This window comes from Megasphaera sp. MJR8396C (assembly GCF_001546855.1).
Taxonomy (GTDB): Bacteria; Bacillota; Negativicutes; order Veillonellales; family Megasphaeraceae; genus Megasphaera.
In genome coordinates, this window is sequence record NZ_KQ958166.1 from 24,741 (window position 1) to 45,068 (window position 20,328).

21 protein-coding genes and 1 other annotated feature are annotated in these 20,328 nt (G+C 53.0%); of the genes, 17 read left to right on the forward strand and 4 right to left on the reverse strand.

Features of this window, described 5'->3' with window-relative positions; all coding sequences use genetic code 11:
- Positions 1–96: 96 nt before the first annotated feature.
- From HMPREF3201_RS04230 to HMPREF3201_RS04250, 5 genes are all read left to right on the forward strand, one after another.
- Positions 97–1,539: a glucose-6-phosphate isomerase gene (locus tag HMPREF3201_RS04230; protein WP_062411899.1), complete on the forward strand. Its 1,443-nt coding sequence runs from the start codon at positions 97–99 to the stop codon at positions 1,537–1,539.
- A 3-nt stretch (positions 1,540–1,542) separates the two neighbouring features.
- Positions 1,543–2,538 (forward strand): UDP-glucose 4-epimerase GalE, encoded by a 996-nt coding sequence (galE, locus tag HMPREF3201_RS04235; protein WP_062411900.1) that lies wholly within the window; start codon positions 1,543–1,545, stop codon positions 2,536–2,538.
- A gap of 133 nt (positions 2,539–2,671) precedes the next feature.
- Positions 2,672–3,094, forward strand: a complete 423-nt coding sequence (locus HMPREF3201_RS04240) for a hypothetical protein (RefSeq protein WP_062411921.1) — start codon at positions 2,672–2,674, stop codon at positions 3,092–3,094.
- Positions 3,095–3,113: 19 nt separating this feature from the next.
- Positions 3,114–4,214, forward strand: coding sequence for a type II secretion system protein GspD (locus HMPREF3201_RS04245; protein WP_062411901.1), 1,101 nt, complete (start codon positions 3,114–3,116; stop codon positions 4,212–4,214).
- Between the two features lie 97 nt (positions 4,215–4,311).
- Positions 4,312–4,582: a binding site (T-box leader), on the forward strand.
- Between the two features lie 48 nt (positions 4,583–4,630).
- Positions 4,631–6,064 (forward strand): sodium:solute symporter family protein, encoded by a 1,434-nt coding sequence (locus HMPREF3201_RS04250; RefSeq protein WP_062411902.1) that lies wholly within the window; start codon positions 4,631–4,633, stop codon positions 6,062–6,064.
- Positions 6,065–6,068: 4 nt separating this feature from the next.
- Here HMPREF3201_RS04250 and crcB read toward each other — a convergent pair whose 3' ends face one another.
- Positions 6,069–6,449, reverse strand: coding sequence for a fluoride efflux transporter CrcB (gene crcB / locus HMPREF3201_RS04255; RefSeq protein WP_062411903.1), 381 nt, complete (start codon positions 6,447–6,449; stop codon positions 6,069–6,071).
- A 273-nt stretch (positions 6,450–6,722) separates the two neighbouring features.
- On the opposite strand from crcB, the gene HMPREF3201_RS04260 reads away from it, so the two are divergent.
- The 12 genes from HMPREF3201_RS04260 (at position 6,723) to HMPREF3201_RS04315 (ending at position 17,812) form a co-directional block, all read left to right on the forward strand.
- Positions 6,723–8,450 (forward strand): radical SAM protein, encoded by a 1,728-nt coding sequence (locus tag HMPREF3201_RS04260; RefSeq protein WP_062411904.1) that lies wholly within the window; start codon positions 6,723–6,725, stop codon positions 8,448–8,450.
- A 1-nt stretch (position 8,451) separates the two neighbouring features.
- Positions 8,452–9,258 carry a peptidoglycan editing factor PgeF gene (gene pgeF, locus HMPREF3201_RS04265; RefSeq protein ID WP_062411905.1) on the forward strand — a complete coding sequence of 269 codons (807 nt, stop codon included), beginning with the start codon at positions 8,452–8,454 and terminating at the stop codon, positions 9,256–9,258.
- A 116-nt stretch (positions 9,259–9,374) separates the two neighbouring features.
- Positions 9,375–10,058, forward strand: a complete 684-nt coding sequence (locus tag HMPREF3201_RS04270) for a YggS family pyridoxal phosphate-dependent enzyme (RefSeq protein ID WP_062411906.1) — start codon at positions 9,375–9,377, stop codon at positions 10,056–10,058.
- A 15-nt stretch (positions 10,059–10,073) separates the two neighbouring features.
- Entirely contained in the window at positions 10,074–10,601 is a 528-nt protein-coding gene (locus tag HMPREF3201_RS04275) for a cell division protein SepF (protein ID WP_062411907.1), read from the forward strand.
- 16 nt (positions 10,602–10,617) lie between these two features.
- Positions 10,618–11,403: a YlmH family RNA-binding protein gene (locus HMPREF3201_RS04280; RefSeq protein WP_062411908.1), complete on the forward strand. Its 786-nt coding sequence runs from the start codon at positions 10,618–10,620 to the stop codon at positions 11,401–11,403.
- Positions 11,404–11,430: 27 nt separating this feature from the next.
- The gene (locus HMPREF3201_RS04285; protein ID WP_062411909.1) at positions 11,431–12,015 is read left to right on the forward strand and encodes a DivIVA domain-containing protein; all 585 of its coding nucleotides are present in this window, start codon (positions 11,431–11,433) and stop codon (positions 12,013–12,015) included.
- Positions 12,016–12,100: 85 nt separating this feature from the next.
- Positions 12,101–12,493, forward strand: a complete 393-nt coding sequence (locus tag HMPREF3201_RS04290) for a hypothetical protein (RefSeq protein WP_062411910.1) — start codon at positions 12,101–12,103, stop codon at positions 12,491–12,493.
- The gene (locus tag HMPREF3201_RS04295) at positions 12,493–13,293 is read left to right on the forward strand and encodes a Cof-type HAD-IIB family hydrolase (protein ID WP_062411911.1); all 801 of its coding nucleotides are present in this window, start codon (positions 12,493–12,495) and stop codon (positions 13,291–13,293) included. Before HMPREF3201_RS04290 ends, HMPREF3201_RS04295 begins: the two co-directional genes overlap by 1 nt.
- A 12-nt stretch (positions 13,294–13,305) precedes the next feature.
- The gene (rapZ, locus tag HMPREF3201_RS04300; protein WP_062411912.1) at positions 13,306–14,220 is read left to right on the forward strand and encodes an RNase adapter RapZ; all 915 of its coding nucleotides are present in this window, start codon (positions 13,306–13,308) and stop codon (positions 14,218–14,220) included.
- Between the two features lie 11 nt (positions 14,221–14,231).
- The gene (gene yvcK / locus HMPREF3201_RS04305; protein ID WP_062411913.1) at positions 14,232–15,578 is read left to right on the forward strand and encodes a gluconeogenesis factor YvcK family protein; all 1,347 of its coding nucleotides are present in this window, start codon (positions 14,232–14,234) and stop codon (positions 15,576–15,578) included.
- Positions 15,579–15,591: 13 nt separating this feature from the next.
- Entirely contained in the window at positions 15,592–16,527 is a 936-nt protein-coding gene (gene whiA / locus HMPREF3201_RS04310; RefSeq protein ID WP_062411914.1) for a DNA-binding protein WhiA, read from the forward strand.
- Positions 16,514–17,812, forward strand: coding sequence for a hypothetical protein (locus HMPREF3201_RS04315; protein WP_227163217.1), 1,299 nt, complete (start codon positions 16,514–16,516; stop codon positions 17,810–17,812). Before whiA ends, HMPREF3201_RS04315 begins: the two co-directional genes overlap by 14 nt.
- Before the next feature lie 85 nt (positions 17,813–17,897).
- On the opposite strand, the gene HMPREF3201_RS04320 is transcribed toward HMPREF3201_RS04315, so the two are convergent.
- The 3 genes from HMPREF3201_RS04320 to HMPREF3201_RS04330 are packed head-to-tail and all read right to left on the reverse strand — an operon-like array spanning position 17,898 to position 20,123.
- Complete coding sequence (locus HMPREF3201_RS04320) at positions 17,898–18,677, reverse strand: basic amino acid ABC transporter substrate-binding protein (protein ID WP_062411915.1); 780 nt, start codon at positions 18,675–18,677, stop codon at positions 17,898–17,900.
- A gap of 15 nt (positions 18,678–18,692) precedes the next feature.
- Entirely contained in the window at positions 18,693–19,337 is a 645-nt protein-coding gene (locus tag HMPREF3201_RS04325; RefSeq protein WP_062411916.1) for an HAD family hydrolase, read from the reverse strand.
- A 3-nt stretch (positions 19,338–19,340) separates the two neighbouring features.
- Positions 19,341–20,123 (reverse strand): basic amino acid ABC transporter substrate-binding protein, encoded by a 783-nt coding sequence (locus HMPREF3201_RS04330; protein ID WP_062411917.1) that lies wholly within the window; start codon positions 20,121–20,123, stop codon positions 19,341–19,343.
- Positions 20,124–20,328: the final 205 nt, after the last annotated feature.

Genomic DNA, 20,328 nt, shown 5'->3' on the forward strand with positions numbered 1-20,328 from the left:
TCAATGCCCCGCAGGTGGCATAGTATACCCGTTCTGTGCTATAATGATTTCATACGCGAATAAGACATTATTCTATCGAAAGGTAGTGAAGTGAACATGACACAATTAAAATTACGTTCAGGCTTTACTTTTGATGTAACCAATCTTTATGGCCCTCAGGCCGTCACGGAAGCAGAGGTAAAGGACTTTTCACCGGTCTATACCAAAGCGCACGAAGCAGTGATGAACATGCGCAAAAACGGTACCATGCCGGGCCATCTCTCCAAAGATGGAGAACCGGAAGCCGTCCTTTTTACACAGCTTCCGTACATTGAAGATGGCAACATCAACAGTCCGGAACGTATTTTTGCCCTGGAAGAATTGGCTCGGACGACGCGCAACCGCGTCGATGCTGTCGTATTCTTGGGGATTGGCGGCTCCTATTTGGGCGGGAAAGTACTGTTTGACGTTCAGTGCGGTGAATTTTGGAATATGAAGAGCACGGAAGAACGCAATGGCTTCCCGAAAGCTTTCTTTGCCGGCAACAATGTTGACTCTCATAAGATGACAGGCCTTATTCAGTTCTTGAAAAATGACAGCCAGACGAAACCGAATTATACGGTTATGGCCGTCGTCATTTCGAAATCGGGCTCGACGATCGAACCGATGTCGAACTATATGGTATTAAAAGCCGCTATGAACGACGCCGGCATTACCCTTGAAACGGTAGCCGTTACCGACCCGCACGACGGCGGCGATAAAGAAACGCTGCTCCACGGCCTTGCTAAGAAATCGGGCTGGCCCATTTTCTACGTTCCCGATGGCATCGGCGGTCGTTTCAGCGTCTTTTCCGAAGTCGGCCTCATCGTCGGCGCCCTGACCGGTTTCAGCATCCGTCAGTTCCTCGACGGTGCCCGTGATATGGATCACGCCTGCCAGAATCCGGATATTTGGAAAAACCCGGCTCTCCTCAACAGTGTCCTTAAATTCCTGGCCGGTAAAAATCATGGCCGCAGCCTGGAAGTCCTCATGCCCTATGCCGACAGCTTGAAATCCTTGTCGGAATGGTATATTCAGCTCTTGGCAGAATCCCTCGGCAAGCGCCTCGATAAGCAGGGCAATGTCGTCAACTATGGCCGTACGCCGATCGTCGCTGTCGGTACGACGGACATGCATGCCCAGACTCAGGAACATCAGGAAGGGCCCCAGGATAAAGTCGTCCAGTTCGTTTCTGTCGAAAACTGGCCCGATGACGTTACGGTGCCTCACCTGTACGATGAATATCCGAAATTGGCTGCTTTCAGCGGTCTGCCCCTCAGCCAGATCTTGGAAGCTGCCCGCAGCTCCAACGCCGAAGCCCTTGCCGGCGACGGCCGTCCCAGCGCTAACTACATCATGCCGGCTATGACTCCGTATCATTTGGGCGAATTGATGTTCATGCTCTGCCTGTCCATTGCTTACGAAGGCGAATTTGCCAACGTCGATGCCTTCAACCAGCCCGGCGTCGAAGTATACAAGAAATTCCTCGGCGGCCGCCTGAAAAAACTGCAGGAAGGTTAAGTTATGAATGTATTAGTTACCGGCGGTGCCGGCTATATCGGCAGCCATACGGTGAAGGCCTTGCTTCACGAAGGCCATAAGGTCGTCGTCATCGACAACCTGTCCCGCGGCCATCGGGCAGCCGTCCCGGAATCGGTTCCTTTTTACGTCGTCGATATCCACGATATCGACGGTGTGCGCCGGATCCTTGAAGATATGAACATCGATGCCGTCATGCATTTTGCGGCTCATAGCCAGGTGGGCGAATCGATGGAAAATCCGACTATTTATTACGATAATAATGTCGTCGGCTCGTACAGCCTCCTTGAAGCCGTACGTCAGGCTAAGGTCAAGTACTTCGTCTTTTCCTCGACGGCTGCCGTCTATGGCGAACCGGAACAGACGCCGATCACGGAAGACATGCCGTATCAGCCGACCAACGTCTACGGTCAGACCAAGCTGATGATCGAAATGATGCTGGCCCAGTTCAGCCGTGCTTATGGACTGCACTATGTAGCCCTTCGCTACTTCAATGCGGCCGGTGCCGATGGCAGCGGTGCCATCGGAGAAGATCATACACCGGAAACACATCTCATTCCCTTGATCCTGCAGACGGCCTTGGGACAGCGGAAGAGCATTAAAATTTTCGGTACAGACTATCCGACGGCTGATGGAACCTGTATCCGTGACTACATTCACGTCACGGATTTGGCCGATGCCCACGTACGGGTCCTTCGCTACCTGTCCGAAGGCGGCGAGTCACAGTACTTTAACCTGGGCTCTCAGAACGGTTTCAGCGTCCGGGACATGATTGAAGCCGCCAAGAAGGTTACGGGCCGTGATTTTAACGTGGAAGAAGCACCGCGTCGTGCCGGTGATCCGGCCGTGCTCATTGCCGGGTCGGAAAAAATCCGCCGCCTTACGGGCTGGCAGCCGACACACAGTAACGTAGAACAAATTATAGCCGATGCCTGGCATTGGCATCAACACCATCCGCAGGGGTATGGCGATAAAAAATAGGGGTTTATCGGTCCTGCAAAGGGTGGGGAACGGTATCGTTCAACGTCGCAAGACTTGGCTTCCCTATGTGGGGATACTTGTCTGCCTTGGCGCTGTATGGTTTTGGTGGGAAGAGCCCCAGGGACAAGTAAACATGAAACGGGATGCCTCTCAGCAGCAAGCTGAGAAGCATCCCGTTTTTGATACGCCGGAGACGGAGGCCGAAGGAAGCCTCGTCTACGACGTAAGGTCGGCGATACAGTATAAGCCATTGCCTGATTTATTTGGCGGCAGTTTGCCGAAGAAAGCTGTCGCCGCAGAACCAACAGGGGTGTCTCAGGTATCACTGACGGTAAGATCGGTGACGGAAAAGGAATCCGCTTCGCCGCAGTGGACGTTGCCCACCGTTGGCGGGTCTATTCATCAAGGTGAGGAGCACCTGGTCATTTTACAGTGGCAGGGCCAGTCGGCTGCCTGTGCAGCCGGAGAATCCTGGCAGGGCTGGTATGTTGCTTATGTCAACAGCCAGGCCGTGGGACTCATGCGCGACGGAAACCTTTGGGAAATTCGCTTGTGATGGGGAGAAAGGAAGTGTCATGAATTTTTATACCAAAGCCTGGACGGCAGCGGTCTGTTGCTTTTTGCCTTTTCAGGCAGTTGCCATTGATGTTCAGGTGAGGGACGTTCCGGTTCGGACCGTCCTTGAGGGTTTGGCACGGTCGGGTCATATCAATCTCATCGTCGATGACAGTGTAGATGGCACCCTCACCATGACCCTGCATGATATCACTGTCGATGAGGCCCTGCAGGCTATTGCTGACAGCAAAGGCCTCTATTACGATGCCTCCGGGCCCATACGGACGATGACCGGACCCCATTCCGGAAAGAGTGTCAAGACCTTTCATACGTGGCAGCTTCGCCATGCCGATCCTGAAGCAGTAAAGAAAGCTGTTGAGGCGGCGGTTCCCGAAGCCGATGTGCGCTGTCACGGCGATACCAATACGGTGGTCGTCGGCGGGACGGCACAGACCCAGGCTGCCGTACAGGCCTTGGTCCGGCGCCTCGATGTACCGGTCCGGCAGGTTGATGTTTCAGTTGAAATCGCTTCCATCGACGACAGCTTGTTGAAGCAGACCGGCATTGAGTACAATTGGTCTACCGTTGAAGGCGGGGCGGATCACAGCATTTTTTCCCTGTCCGGGACGATTCACGCCTTAGAAGAACGAGGCAAGGCGAAAATCTTAGCTCGTCCGCATATCGTCGCCAGCAATGGTCGGGAAGCCCATATCCTCATCGGCGATAAGATCCCCGTTCAGACGGAGCATCGGTCCGGTCAGGAGACGGCCATCAGTACGACTTATGAAGATGCGGGCATCAAATTGACCTATACGCCCCAGGTCCATCCGGACAATTCGGTAACGGCCGATCTCTTTGCCGAGGTCAGCACGCCGGTCTTTGTTCCCGAGTTGAAAGCCTATCGTATCGCGACCCGTCAGGCTCGGACGACGGTGCGTCTATCGGAAGGTCAGCCGCTTGTTATCGGCGGTCTCATTCGCCGCGAAGACCTTGAACATTTCCGTAAAGTGCCGCTCTTGGCGGACCTGCCCTTAATTGGAAAATTATTCCGCTATCATTATAAGTCGCATAAGAATACAGAAATCGTCTTGATCTTGAAATCGCAGGTATTGCCGGATTAGTACGACGTTTTACGTAATTTTTCTTGATTTTTATGGAAATCTGTCCTTGACTTTCATTTATTTTCCGGTATAATCATTATCAACAATTAATTTCCTGATAACAGTTGTGACGGAAAAAAGTAAGGCCTTTAAACTTTTCAGAGAGTATCCGGGTGGTGTGAGGATACAGGGGATGAGGCCCGAAGTTCATTCCTGAACTGTACGGCTGAACTGAAGTAGGCTGTACCGGGGCGGCTGCCGTTATACGGCCATGAGTTGATCGATTCAAGATAAATAGGGTGGTACCGCGGATTTTTCCGTCCCTGGGTGCCACCCTTTTTTTGTTCTATCGATAAATTGGGTGGTACCGCGACCTTGTCGTCCCTTTTTAGGGGCGATTTTTTTTTCGGGAAATTAGGAAGAGAGGAGTTTTTAGGATGGGAACAACAGGAATTCAAATCGTTATTATTTTAGCTTATATCAGCGTGCTCTTCGGCATCAGTTGGTATGTGAAGCGTCGGGCCGCCTCTTCGACCGAAGACTATGTATTGGCCGGCCGCAGACTTACGACGCCCCTTATCATGGTATCCATCGTCGGTCTTGCCGTCGGCGGTGCCTCGACGATCGGCGTTGCCGAACAGGCCTATAAGGTCGGCTTGTCTGCCGGCTGGTATACAGCGGCTTGGGGCATCGGTGCTATCGTTATGGGGCTGACCGTTGCCAAGAAGTATCGCCGCCTCCATATTACGACAGTTCCGGAACTCTTAGAAAGGTATTATGACCGGCGCAGCATGGTGGCCGGCATCGCCTGCCAGGTCTTGGTGCAGCTCGTCGTCATGAGTCTGCAGTATGTAGCCGGCGGCGCCGTCCTGGCCGCCCTCATGCCGGATATCTTCACACCGGTTACGGGGATGTTCACCAGTGCCGTCGTATTCATCGGGATTACCCTCATCGGCGGCATGTGGTCGGCCAGTCAGTCCAATATCCTCAATGTAACGCTGCAGTATATCGGCATTACCGTTGCGGCTTTCCTCATCGTGGCCATGGCTGGCGGCATCGATGTCGTGGCTATTCAGGCTCCGACAGTGACGGCGATGGATTTCTTCAGCGGTGTGGGACCGATGACGATTGTTACCTGGATCGTCGTCTTGATTACGGTCAATATTTCCCTGCAGGCGATCATTCAGATTTCCCTCGGCGCTAAAGATGTGCAGACGGCCCGCAAAGGCTTCGTCATCGGCGGCCTGGTCATGCTTCCCGTCGGTTTCGTCGCGGCCCTGCTCGGGGTCATTGCTTCGGAAATGTATCCTTCAATTTCCCCGACGACGGCCCTGCCGCAGCTCATCATGTCGCTCAATCCCTGGATTGCCGGAATCACCTTGGCCTCCTTATGGGCCGCCGATGTCAGTACGGCCTGCAACCTGCTCTTGTCGGCAGCGACGCTCTATTCTCACGACATCCACAAACAGTTCATCGATCCTCAGATGTCGGATAAGAAGTACATGGCCATCACTCGCATGTCGGTACTCCTGTTAGGACTTCTTACACTGGGCTTTGCCCTTACGATCAGCGGCATCATTTCGACGCTCATGGCGGGATTATCGCTCATGACCGCCTTTGCCGTCATCGTCCTCATGACGATGTATGCCCCGGCATATTGCTCGCGGCAGGCGGCCTTCTACACGATTATGGCCTCGATCATCGTCCTCGTCGCCTGGATGGTCATTCCTGCCGTTCGCGTGCTGCCCCATGTCATTTATGCTGAATGGATCGTTTGCAGTGTGACCTTCTGCGGTATCAGCCTGGTTTCGAAGAAATCCATTTCAACGGACGGGCTGGCTGAAAAGGTCAGTGCGCCGGCGCAGCATTAAAGGCTCATTGCCAAAGGGCGTTGCCGACGGCAAATCCGAGCCAGCAGCAGAGGAAGCCGCCGACGACGTTGAGAGAAAAATAAGCTGCCGCCGACAGTATATCGCCGGTGCGGACGAGGGTCAAGAGTTCCATGTTGTACGTCGAAAAGGTCGTAAAACCGCCAAGGATGCCGGTTACGAAAAAGAGCTTGACCGTCGGCGGAAGGTTCGACATCTGCGTAAAGAATACGAAGAGGAGTCCGATGCAAAAGGATCCGATGGTATTGGCCAGGATCGTTCCGTAAGGGAGGCTGACGGCTCCGTAACGAAGTGTCAGTTGAGTGATACCGTAGCGCAGGGCTGAACCGATGCCGCCGCCGAGGGCAATGAAGATGATTTTTTCCATGATAGTCTCCTTATGATCAGTGCTATGAAATACATCCCGTAAACTAGGTCTTTTATAAGATAGCACGATGGTTCTTTGAGTGCAATGGCTGGCCTCCTTTTCTTATCGGTAAGGGCCTTCTATTGGCTGCTGGCCCATTGAGGCAATCTGTGATACAATATAGGATACCTAAGATGAGGGCCGCCGCTTATCGGCGACTTGGTGAATCTCGAAGGAGTTGCACGGAAAGCTCCCTTAGCCGGGGAGCTTTTGCCGTATGAAGGGGGAATGTCGATGAGCTGGCAAGTGGAGAAGGCGCTGGATGAACTGATGAGTCAGGAAACCGGTGCCGTCGTCTATCCTTTTGGGACGCGGCGGGCCATGGCCATTTGCTACCCCAATACGTATGACGTCGCCATGAGTAATCTGGGGATGCAGATCATTTACCGCGAAGTAAACGGCCGCGAGGACTGGCTCTGTGAGCGGGCTTTCCTGCCAGATAAAGACTTGATGAAGGTCTTTGAAAAGACGGGGGAACCGCTGGTGTCCTTAGAAAACAGGCGGCCCTTGTCAGATTTTGAAATCCTGGGGCTTTCCGTCAGTTTCGAAATGGACTATTTCAATGTGCCGTCTATTTTGAAGATGGGGCGGATTCCCGTTTTAGCAGCCGAGCGCGGCGACGACGATACACTGGTCGTCATGGGCGGCCCGGTGGCCTTCTTTAACCCCGAACCCCTGTCGCCTTTTGTGGACGTCGTCCTGGTCGGGGAAGGGGAGGGCTTTATCCATGCCTTCCTCGATGCCTATGAAGAAGCGAAGGAGAACCATTTGGGGCGTCATGACCTCCTTCGCTATCTGGCTCAGCGCGTGCCGGGCGTCTACGTACCGTCCTTATACCGTCACGACTACGACGATGACGGCCATCTTCTGCGAATCGTCCCGGAAGACGGGATTCCGGCGAAGGTGGAACGGCAATGGCGTGAACTGACATTGCCGGCAGAAACGGTCATTGCCACACCGAATACGGAATTTGGCGCCATGTATCTCATCGAGATTGCCCGCGGCTGCGGCCGTCACTGCCGTTTTTGCATGGCCGGCTACTGTTACCGTCGACCTCGCGTCCGCCCCTTGGAATACGTCAAATCGGCCGTGCTCCGCGGCAAGGAGCTGGGGAAGAAAATCGGCCTCATGGGGGCCGCCATTTCGGATTATCCCTATATCGACGAACTGGTCACCTTTATTCGCGACCAGGGCCTCGGCTTTTCCTGCGCCTCCCTGCGGGCCGATTCGATTACGCCGGCTATTGTAAAGGGGCTGGCCGAGAGCGGCCAAAAGACGATTACCCTGGCGCCGGAAGCGGGGAGTAAACGGATGCGGGATATCATCAATAAGGGCATTACGGAAGAACATCTGCTGAAATCCATCGACCTGGCAACGGAAGCCGGCATCCGTCACGTGCGCATGTACATCATGGTCGGCCTGCCGATGGAAACCGATGCCGATATCGAAGGCATCGTCGAGATGACCCGCCGGGTCCAGGACCATATGAAGGACATCGGCAATACCAGCCGTATTACCCTGAGTATCAACCCCTTTATCCCTAAACCGCTTACGCCTTTTCAATGGATGGCGATGACTGATAAGAAAGTCGTTGAGAAACGACTGGCCTTTTTAAAGAAGGCTTTAAAAGATAAACAGATAGAGCTGCTCATTGAGCCCCTGCGTTCAGCCTACATCCAGGGCGTCTTGTCCCGCGGGGACCGCCGCGTGGGACAGCTTTTGGCGAAAGCCTGTGAGTATGGCGGCGTCAAAGGCTGGAAGCGGGCGGCGAAGGAACTTCATTTTGATATCGACGGATTTTTATATGACCAGCGGCCCATCGATGCCGTCCTGCCTTGGGATACGCTCGATCCCGGGTTGGTACCGACGTATCTGACCGACGAATTGAAGAAGGCCGAAGCCGGTGACTATACCTTGCCGTGTTTTGACGGCTGTCGCCGCTGCCATATTTGTGGAGGCTAGTATGACCAAGTGGGTAGAACATGAAAACGGAATTTGTTGGGAAGAAAGCACGCTATTGGCCGAAGCCGGCTTGCGTCACGGCGTGACCGGCCGCAGCGGCGGCGTCAGTGAAGCGCCCTTTCAGTCGCTTAACCTGGGCCTTCACGTCGACGACCGGACCCAGGATGTCCTCGAAAACCGGCGCCGCCTCATGGCAGTGTTGAACTGCGATTTGCCGCAGCTTACGACGGCCCGGCAGACCCATGAAGACCATATCATCGCCGTCGGCCAAACGGAAATCGGTCGCGGTGCCGGAAGCTATGCCGACGCCTTTCCTCATACGGACGCCCTCATGACGAATCTTCCCGGAGTACCGCTCATGATGTGCGTTGCCGACTGCGTGCCGGTCATCTTATTTGATCCGGTAAAGAGCGTTTGTGCCGTCGTTCATGATGGTTGGCGGGGGACGGCGCAAAGGCTTGCCGCGAAGACCGTGTTGGCCATGCAGCTAGCTTATGGATCCAAGCCGAAAGATATCCTGGCTTATATCGGCCCGTCTATTTCAAAGGCTCATTTTGAAGTCAGTGAAGATACGGCTATGACTTTTCAGAATTTAGGACCGGCTTACGGCGCGTGTACAGAGCACCAGGAAGGAATCTGGCGCGTCGACTTATGGAAGGCCAATCACCTTCTCTTGACCGATGCCGGATTAGTGCCCGAACACATTGAAACGACGACGAGTTGCGTGTTCGATCAGGCGGATAAATTCTTTTCTTATCGCCGCGATGGAGGCCATACGGGGCGCATGGGTGCCTTTGCAGTTTTGTAAAAGCCGATGAATAAATTTTTAAATATGACTAGCTTTTATAGGGCTAACTATATATAATAAAAGAAGTGTAATGTTTTATAAATACATATAATTGCATGCACGACGGAGGGATAGGCTTGATTAAGGAAAATCTTGAGGCAGTACACAAGAAAATTGCTGATGCAGCTGCCCGTGTCGGCAGAACTGACAAAATTACGCTTGTTGCAGTGACGAAAAATCATCCTGTAGAGATGATGGAAGAAGCCGCCAGGTGCGGTGTGACCGATGTCGGTGAAAATCGTGTCCAGGAAGCGATGCAAAAATTAGAAGCATTTCCGGATAATGGATTGACCTGGCATTTAATCGGACATTTACAGACCAATAAGGCTAAACCTGCGGTAGAACACTTCCATTTGATCCACTCTATCGATTCGGAGCACTTGCTGAAAGCTGTAAATAAGGAAGCCGGCAAGATCGGGAAGGTGCAGGATATCCTTTTGCAGGTCAATGTAGCCCGCGAAGAAAGTAAATTTGGAATGGAAGTCGAAGATTTTCCGGCGATTTGTGAACTGGCAAAGGGATTGGATCACGTCTGTGTCCGGGGGCTGATGTGCATGGCCCCGAATTACGACAACGTCGAAGACGTGCGGCCCGTATTCCGCATTGCCCACGCTTTATATGAAGATATGAAGCCAAAATTTCCGGAAGGCCAGATCCGGTATCTGTCCATGGGGATGACCCATGACTTTGAAATAGCAATTGAAGAAGGCGCCAATGTCGTCCGCGTCGGCACGGCAATCTTTGGGGCACGTAATTACTAAGGAGGAGTATTTACTATGAAGAAGTCGAAGAACATGTGGAATAGATTTGTAAATGTCGTGAGCGGCGTAGGCGGTGTCAACGAAGACGACGAATTTGAAACGGACGAATACGAAGACGAATTGGAATATGAAGAAGAACGCGTACCGCGCCGTACCCCTGCCGTAGCACCGAGCCGTACCAGCGTCAATTACACGCCGACTCCGGCCAAACCGCTGCGCATGGTCATCGTCGAACCGGAAACCTTCGATGACTCTCAGAGCATTGCAGACTACATCCGCGACCGCAAACCGGTCGTCATCAACTTTGAAGCGACGCCGGAAGACGTTGCTAAACGCGTCGTTGACTTCGTCAGCGGGGCTACTTATGCTATCGACGGCAATATTCAGAAGGTCGGCAAGGAAATCTTCCTCTGCGTGCCCAGCAATGTTACCGTAGACCACGGCAAACGCGATGACTACAGCGATTTTAATGCGCCGCCCCTTACCTGGAATGCCGGCGGTACGAATAATGACAACAACGGCGGCAATACACCGCTTCGTTAATGATTGAGGGATTGTTTTGAAGAATAGAGATAGAATTATCCGCTATTATCAGGGAACGGATAACGGCGAACTGGCTGCCCGTCTCATCGACCTGGCAGACAGTACGGCAAAAGGGCGGCCTTATGCCGTCAGTGAATTTGTATCGCCCGGTGCCGTCCAAATCGGAGAAACCATTCAGGCTCATGTGCCGTCTTTGGTCCTTCGGACTTCCGGCGGTTATGAAGGGGCTGAACGGGTCAAATTGGCTTTTGTCAGCGTCGACTATGACGGCCCCGTCGATTTTGGGATTACGGCCTGCAAACTGAGCTGGGATGACCGCTACCGCCTCTTAGGGCATCGCGACGTCCTGGGTTCGCTCATGAGCCTCGGCATCGACCGGGGACGCTTCGGCGATATCATCATGCAGGATGCTGGAGCCGTATTACTGGCTGAGACGCCGCTGGTTCCCTACTTACAGCAGAATTTTACAAAAATCGCGATGGTCCCCATTACGATTGAAGAAATACCCCTGAGCGACATTGCGCCGCGTCAGGAAAAAGTGAAAGAAATCAAGACGACTGTGGCTTCGCTTCGCCTGGATGCCATCGTTTCATCGGGTTTTGGCATTTCCCGCACGAAAGCAGCCGATGCCGTTAAAGGTGAACGGGTACAGGTAAATTGGCAGCCCGCCAAAGGTCCCAGTCAGGAAGTTCGTCAAGGCGATGTCATTTCTCTCCGCGGCAAAGGGCGGATGGAGCTGGCCGAAATTACCGGAACGTCGCGAAAAGGTCGAACCGGCGTTCTGTTGAAGCGCTATATGTAGTTCCCTTTGTACGGAGGAGATACCACCATGCTTACACCTATGGATATTCATAATAAAGAGTTTAAACGCGGTTTTCGTGGTTACAGCGAAGAAGACGTCGATGCTTTCATGAATAATATTGCCGGCGACTATGAAAAAGTATATCGGGAATATTGTGAACTGAAAGAGCGCTGTGACAGCCTGCAGGATAAGCTGACGCAGTACGAAAAAATGGAAGCAACCATGAACAGTACGCTCATGCTGGCCCAGCAAACGGCTGAAAATGTTAAGGTTTCGGCTCGTAAGGAAGCGGACCTGATTTTACAGGAAGCCGAAAGCAAAAAGCAGAAAATGCTCGACGAAACGATGATGAGCCTGCAAAATTCACAGCAGGAATGGGAAAAACTCAAGGCTCAAACGGGAGCATATCGCGCCAAATGCAAGGCTATACTGACCAGCCAGCTGCGGCTGCTCGATGACATGGCAGCTGACGGCGAAGGAAATGCAGCCGATATCTTGGCTCAGTCTGATATGGCTCCGGCCGTTTCTGTCAACGAAAAATCGGCACAGCAGGCCCGCCCCGACCAGGGTCGGCAGGATGGCGGCAAAAAAGATGCCCCGAAATCCAAATAATACGTGTTTCATGAATATGCTCTCTTTCAGGTATGACATATGTTAGACCCGGCGGGGAGTATATTTATTTATAGGAGGAACGACGATGAAGAAGCTTTTTCTGTTACTGGCAGCCTGCCTCTTTTTAGGCGTGGTGAGCCCGGCCGGTGCCTATAATCCCTATGCGCCCAACCAATTTGATAGTGTTGACCGGAGTTCTTGGGAGTACAAGGCCGTTTACGCCTTGTCCGAAGCCGGTTTGACCGGGGCGCCGATGGAACGGTTCGACCGTTCTTATAACTTGACGCGTTATGAAGTGACGTCCATGATCGCCGTCGCCATGAAGAACCGCAGCAAGGCGACAGAAGCCCAGCAACAGTCTATCGACAGACTGGCTAAAAGCTATGCCGATGACTTGCAGTATCTGACCGATGCACCGCAAAAAAACGATGATACGCCGCAGGGCGTCGCCTTTGACTGGAAGGGAGCCAGTAAATAATGGAAACCATTAAGATGATTACGATTGACCTCGACGGGACCCTCCTTCGCAGTGACGGCTCCGTTTCCGATCACACCGTAGAGACGCTGCAGAAAGCCCGTCAAAAGGGCGTCATCGTCGCCATTGCCACGGGTCGCATGTATCAGACGGCGAAAGCTTATGGAGAACGTCTGGCTCTGGGTGACAGTCCGATGCTGCTCTTTGCCGGCGGTCTGATTCAAACGCTGGAATCAAAGAAGATCCTGTTTCAGCAGACCGTACCCCGCCAAGATGCCCAGGATTTGGTCAACTTGGCCCGGGAACAATCCTGGCAGATGCAGACCTATATTGACGACGTCTTGCGAGTCGAACTCGATGAACCGTGGATTCGCGACTATGAACGGACTACCAAGGTCAAGGCCGTCATCTGCGGCGATGAATTTTACCGCGTACAGGGCGACTGCAATAAACTCCTCAGCCGGGGGCCCCATGAAGAACTCCTGGAGCGTAAGGCCCTTATTGAAAAGACCTTCCCCGGACGATTTAATATCCTGTTTTCCGATCTGACCTTTTTAGAAATCATGCCCCTTGGCGTCGATAAGGGGCACGGCATCCGCCGCCTCGGCGAGCTCTATGACGTAGATCCAAAATATATTATGGCCATTGGCGATTCAGAAAACGATCTGGATATGCTGAAGGCTGCCGGTTTTTCCGTGGCCATGGCCAACGCCGGCCAGGAAGTGAAGGATGCTGCCAATTACGTCACCTTGTCGAATGATGAAGATGGCGTGGCCGCTGTCGTCGAGAAATTTGTATTGTAATAGGAGGTTCTTATGGACCATTTTCACTTGATTATCGTTACCGGCATGTCCGGTGCTGGCAAAACTCATGCCGTTCAAGTCTTAGAAGATATCGGCTATTTTTGCATCGACAACATCCCGCCGGTATTGATTCCTAAGTTTGCCGAGTTATGCATCAAAGGCGGCGAAAGAGTGCGCCACGTCGCCCTCATTGCCGATATTCGCGGCGGTGAATTTTTTGACGCCATGAGCCAGTGCCTGAAGGATCTGAAAGATTTAAAAGAAGAAGGCATTTCTTATGAAATCGTCTTTATCGAAGCGTCTGACCAGGCCTTGGTCCGCCGCTATAAGGAAACGCGCCGGGTCCACCCCTTGGCGCCTCACGGCCGCATCAGCCAGGGCATTGCCGAAGAACGGAACCGCCTGGCTTCCTTGCGAAGAAAAGCCGATTTTATCATCGATACATCCAATTTACAGCCGAAACAGCTGAAGGAAATCCTGGTCAAACGCTATGCCATTACGGACAGCAAAAAGAGCATGACCGTCACCGTCGTGTCTTTCGGCTTTAAGCACGGAATGCCCATTGACGCCGATATCGTCGAAGACGTTCGCTTCCTGCCGAATCCCTATTATATCGACGACTTTCGCCATAAGTCGGGCCGCGTTCCCTGCGTGCGGGATTACGTGGAAAGTTTCCCCATTACCCAGGTATACAAGGAAAAGTGGTTCGATATGATCGATTTCCTCCTGCCTAACTACGAACGAGAAGGCAAGAGCCAACTGGTCATTGCTGTCGGCTGCACCGGCGGGATGCACCGCAGTGTCTGCATGGCCGAAGCGATGTATAAACACCTGCGGGATAACGGCGTCGATGTATCCATCGAACACCGCGATATTCAGAAAAACGACGTTGAAGAAGATGCGCCGGGGTACGAAGGCGAAGCCTAGGAGGTACTGTCATGCGTTTTATGAAATGGCTGCATCCGGGACTGCACATTAAGCGCTGGCTCTTCCTTTTCGGGCTGGGCATGATGTTTTCCAGCTTCGGCATTATCCTGACCTTTAACTACCAGTGGTTGGGTGAAGTCGAAGAGTGGGCTTTCCGGTTGCTCTATGAAATGACGGGGCACTATAATTATACGATTTTGGCTAGTTTGGGTATCTTTGTCATCCTCGTCGGCATGGTCATTATGGGCTGGGCGACGCGGCGGCTGATACGGACCATGATCGGTGTCGTCATGCCCGGTGAATCGGGAAATTTCAGCGATTTGATCTTTTCTAAATTTCAGCTTTCGAAGGGACCGAAAGTCGTCGTCATCGGCGGTGGTACGGGCCTGTCGGTCATGCTGCGTGGCCTCAAGTCGAAGACTTATAATTTGACGGCTGTCGTCACCGTGGCCGACGATGGCGGTTCGACTGGGCGTATCCGTGAAGACCTGGATATCATTGCCCCCGGCGATTTGCGCAACTGCCTGGTAGCTATGGCCGATAAAGAAGGGCTCATGGAACAGCTTTTTGCGCATCGTTTTGGCGGTTCCGGCGACCTGACCGGCCATAGTTTCGGCAACCTCTTCATCGCAGCCCTCATCGAGGTCCTTGGCGACGTCGAAGAAGCCATGGATGCGACCAGTAAGATTCTGCGTGTCCGAGGCAAGGTCATCCCGTCGTCGGCAGAGAAAATCCGCCTCAATGCCAAGATGACCGATGGACGGATCATCGAAGGCGAATCACAGATCCCTCATGCCCACGGCCGTATCAAGAGCGTCTTTACGACGCCGGAACATCCCAAGGCCATCCAGTCGGCTGTCGACGCCATCAAAGGTGCCGATGCCATCGTCCTGGGGCCGGGAAGCCTTTATACGAGCATCATGCCGAATCTGTGTGTGCCCGATATCATCGGAGCGATTCGGGACAGCAAGGCTCCTAAAATTTATATTTGCAACGTCATGACTCAGAAGGGCGAAACGGATGACTATACCGTGTCCGACCACGTCAAGGCCATCCATCGTCAGGCCGGTGACAAGATCATCGACTTTGTCATTGCCAATAACGGCGACGTTGACCCGGCAGTACTCCAGCGCTACGTGGCCCACGGCTCGCACCCGGTTATCATTGATAAGAAAGAAATCGGTGAAACCGGTGCCACGCTGATCTTGTCGGATCTCATCAATAAAGAAAACAGTGCTACTCACGATACGAAGAAACTGGCGAATGTCCTCTTTGACTTGATCAATGCCCTGCGGACCGATTTATCGCCGGAATTGCTTCACTATTATCTCAAGCGTTATACGCTGACTCACCGTTAGGAGGCGGCAGCCATTGTCTTTTGCGGAAGAAGTGAAAAATGAGATTGCTCATTATAAACCAGAGAATGCCGACTGCCGCTTTGCGGAACTGGCAGCCCTCCTTTGTATGGGCGGCTCACTGATTCTCGGCTCTCACGGGATGATTGGCATCGAATTCAGTACATCCAATAACGCCGTCGCCCGTAAGGTCCTGAAGATGTGGATGAAGGCATTTCCCATTCGTCCGGAAGTGAGAGTCCGCCAGGGACTGCGCCTGCGAAAGAAAAATTATTATATCCTGCGCGTAGCGCCGTCCCCGGAGAGTACGATGGCTTTGCGAGACTTGTCTCTCTTTCCGACGGATAAGGAATTTTCTGCCATCAATCTGAACAAAACAGAATGCCAACGTGCCTTTTTGCGGGGCGCGTTTATGGGCGGCGGATCGGTTAATCAGCCACAACGGGACTACCATTTGGAATTGGTAACGGGCAATGCTGCCTTTGCGGAAAAGCTGCTCAAAATCATGCGCCGTTTCCGCTTGCCGGCCAAGATTACCGACCGCAAAGGGGATTACTTGGTCTATATAAAAGAAGGAAATGGCGTGGCGCATTTTCTGCAGTACGTTGGGGCTGCCCAGGCCTACCTCACCTTTGAAGAAGTTCGCGTCGTAAAGGAGATGCGCAACAACGTCAATCGCGTCGTCAACTGTGAAACGGCCAATCTTCAAAAAACCGTCGATGCCGCCGTTCGCCAGCGCCGGGCCATTACCCGGATTCAGGAGTCGGGGCTCTACCAGCGCATGTCAGCTAAGCTTCGCGAGGCGGCAGAACTGCGCATGGCCAATCCGGAAGCCTCGATGAGCGAATTGGCAGCTCAGTCCGGACTGACGAAGTCCGGACTCACTCACCGTTTCAAAAAAATTGCGGATATAGCAAAACAGATAGAAGGTCAACAACATGATGAACATTAAGAAACTATGTACCTATATTGCCGGTCTTTTGACGGCCTTTATGCCCATGGGAGCGTCCTTGGCGGCGGAGTTTCCGAGAATCGATGATCCCGATGTCATGAGCCGTGTCGTCGTGCAGCCGATGCGGGCTATTTCGATGACGCCGCCCATCGATACGGGAACGCTGCTCTTATCGGACAGCCCGGAATATGCCGAAAAGGACGGCATCCTCTATGGGGATATGGTCAGCGGTGATGTACGTCTCTATTTTTATCATGTCAATCAACAGCAGACGGACCGCAAAATCGTAGCCATGCTCTATAATCCCCATGACTATCCCATTGACGCCTTCCTTCAAGGCTATCAGTATACGCGGCCCAGTGCCGACTACTATCAGGTCGGAAAAGAACTGTCGACCCTGTATTATGAAGGCAATATGACGGTCAATAAGGTTACCGTGCAGCCTCATGATTACGCCTTGGTCGGCCAGCGGCTTAATGAAGTCGTCGTCCATCCGGATCAGCTCTTTTCGGGCATCGTCAACGTCAGCCTTCCGGAACCGATGATTCTGTCGTCCATGATCTTGCCGGTTAAAGAAGATCCGACGGCCTTCGTCCGTAAGCTTCAGTATCTGTCCAGTGACTCGGTCAAACTGCGGGGGACTTTTCACGGCAAAGACCGCTTCATGAGTACCCTGACGCCGTACTCTACGGACAGCGGTATCGGCTACATCCTCTTGGCCGACGGCGTCATGGACCGCTTCCTGCAAGGTCGAGACGTCATGGATAACCGCTCGTCGCAGGATACGGGCAACTATGGTCTCGATTACACCATTCACCTGCGCACCCAGGGGACCGGAGACATTCACCTCTATTTTAATCCCCAGGGTGGTGAATATGCCGGTGTTACCGAGCTTATCTACAGTGATCCTCAGCGAGGAGAAAATAAAAAAATCGTAGAATTGCCGCGCAATCGCCATTCCATGGGGCTCAATGACCCTTATGCCATGGAATACGTCGATACCTTCCCGGCTGGAACGGATATGACCATTCACATCATGCCGCCGGGAGCCGCCAATTTGCCGGTTCGCTTCCTGGTCGTGCCCGACAGCCAATTGCAGCCGATCCGCGAAGCCGTACAAAGCTATCGTGAAGCGGAAGAACGCCGGGCTGCCGAAGCGGAAGCCAGACGGAGAGCCGCTCGCCAGGATACGACGATTCAACCGGAAGAACTCCAGTCCGATAATCAGACACCCTTTACGTCCTTAAAGGACCGCATGGCCAAACTGCAGCAGAAGAAAAAATAAAGATACATAAAAATACAGCCATCCGCATGGATGGCTGTATTTTTTCTGTCCTGTTGACCAGAGGACGTAACGTCTCTTTTGGGTCTCACTTATTCGGTTCTGTGCCGAACCATTTTTTATAAATCTTGTCGTACGTGCCGTCAGCCTTGAGTTCCTTTAAGGCCTGGTTGACCTGGTCGGTCAGTTCTTGCTTATCTTTGCTGATACCCATGGCTACGCCGCGGGAGGTGATGGGAGCCCCGACGAGTTTCAGCTTGTCTTTGCCGCCTTGCTGGAGATAGTACTGGGCGACAGCCTGGTCGATGGAGACGGCGTCGCACGTGCCGGCTTCGAGTTCCATCCAGCCCTGCGTATTGGTATCGAATTCTTTGACATTGGCGCCGTGCTCACGGGCGTAGTCGGCAGCCTTTGATCCGACCTGGGCGCCGACGGTCTTGCCGGCGATGGAATCATAGCCGGTAATATCTGTGTTGCCTACAGGAACGACGATGGTGTAGCCGCCCTGATAGTAGACGTCCGTGAAGTTGATCTGTTTCTTGCGTTCTTCCGTCGCATCCATGCCGGCGGCGATGATATCGATCTGACCGCTCTTCAAGGCCGGGATCAGGGCGTCAAAGCCGAGGTTCTTGACTTCCATCTTGTAGCCTAACTTATCGCAGATCGCCTGGGCTAAGTCGATGTCGAAGCCGACGTCCTTATCATTTTCCGTAAATTCAAAGGGCGGGAAGGTCGGTTCGGTTCCGACGATGAGCGTCTTATCTCCCTTGGAGCCGGCGGACTGTTCTGTGCTGCCGCCGCAGCCGGCGAGTAACGTCAAGGCGGCTATCGAAGCCGCTGCCAAGGTCATCACTTTTTTCTTCATCATAGTAGGTTCCTCCAATTAGGGAATAGCAAGGATATGACTGAGGTCTTTCATGATTGCCACATGGGGCAGGGGCCGAAAATCCGGCTCCGACGTCGTGCCTGTCGTCACGGCGGCAAAGGCGACGCCTGCATTTTGTGCGGCCTTGGCGTCGATGGTGTTGTCGCCGATATAGAGAACGTCTTTTTTATCCAGGCCGAAATGGTCGCAGACTCGATTGATTCCGTCCGGCGCGGGTTTGGCGTTATCGACGTCTTCCATGCCGACGACGAGGTCGATGAGATCTTCCATGGCGTATTTTCGGAGCGTTTCGTTAATGCGCGAACGGGTCTTCGTCGAGACGATGCAGCAGCGGCTTCCCTGTTCTTTCAAAGCCTTTAGGACCGGCAGGGTTTCGGGATAGAGATGGGTGTTGGCCGTCATGTACTTATCCGAGAAGCGGACCTTGTACTCTTTAATCAGTTCGTAGATCCGGTCCGGGGCCGTTTCACCCGTAAGGCTTTTCATGGCATCGAACATGGTCATGCCGATCGTACGGCGGATGGCGTCTTCGGGTATGCCTTTATAGCCTTCGGCCTCGAAGAGCAACTGGAAGCACATGACGATGCCCTTTTCCGAATTGGCCAGGGTATAGTCGAAGTCGAAGATATATGTCTTATACATGGATTACATCTGCGGATCGACGCCGAACCATTTTTTGTAGAGTTTGGCATACGTTCCGTCTGCTTTAAGATCAGCCAAGGCCTTGTTGACCTTTTCAAGGAGTTTCGTGTTGTCTTTTCCGACAGCCATGGCGATGCCGGCATCGGTCTTCTTGGAGTCACCGACGATTTTGAGATCCTTATCGCCGCCTTCTTTCAGATAGTAGAGCGCTACCGACGTGTTGATGATGACGGCATCGCAGGTGTTGCTCTGCAGTTCCATCCAACCCTGGCTGTTGGCATCGTACTGCTTGACCGTTGCGCCGGCTTCCGTTCCGAGGTCTACGCCTTTAGTGCCGACCTGGGTGCCGACGGTACGGCCTTTGAGGTCATCAAAACCGTGGATCGTGTCGTTATCTTTGCGGACGACGACGGAATAGCCGTCCTGGAAGTACGGTTCCGTAAAGGAAACTTGTTTCTGTCGTTCCGGCGTAGCATCCATGCCGGAAGCAATCATGTCGATCTGGCCGCTGCGCAGTGCCGGGATAAGGGCATCGAAGCCGAGGCTCTTGACTTCAACCTGCATGCCTGTCTTTTCGCCGATGGCATTGGCTAAATCGATATCGAAGCCGACATACTTGCCGTTGTCCGTGAATTCAAAAGGCGGGAAGGTCGGTTCCATGCCGACGACGAGGGTCTTCTGCTCATCGGCAGCGCCTCCCTGTTTGTCTGTTGAAGAACCACATCCGGCGAGTAAGGTGGCTGCTGCCGCGGCAGTTACCGCCATAACTAAATACTTTTTGTTCATACGTAACAACTCCTGTTCCTTTATGTAAGCGGAAATATAAAATACAACTTCCACATAATTATACTATAAAAGGGGACGCCTTTGAAGGGAAACTTTGCGAGTTGTCTACTTTTTGCTTGACAAGGGTTTCTTAGCGTAGTATACTTAACAAGCTGTCAGGGCAACGCCTTAGACAGCCCGGCTGAGACAACAGCCGCGAAAGCAG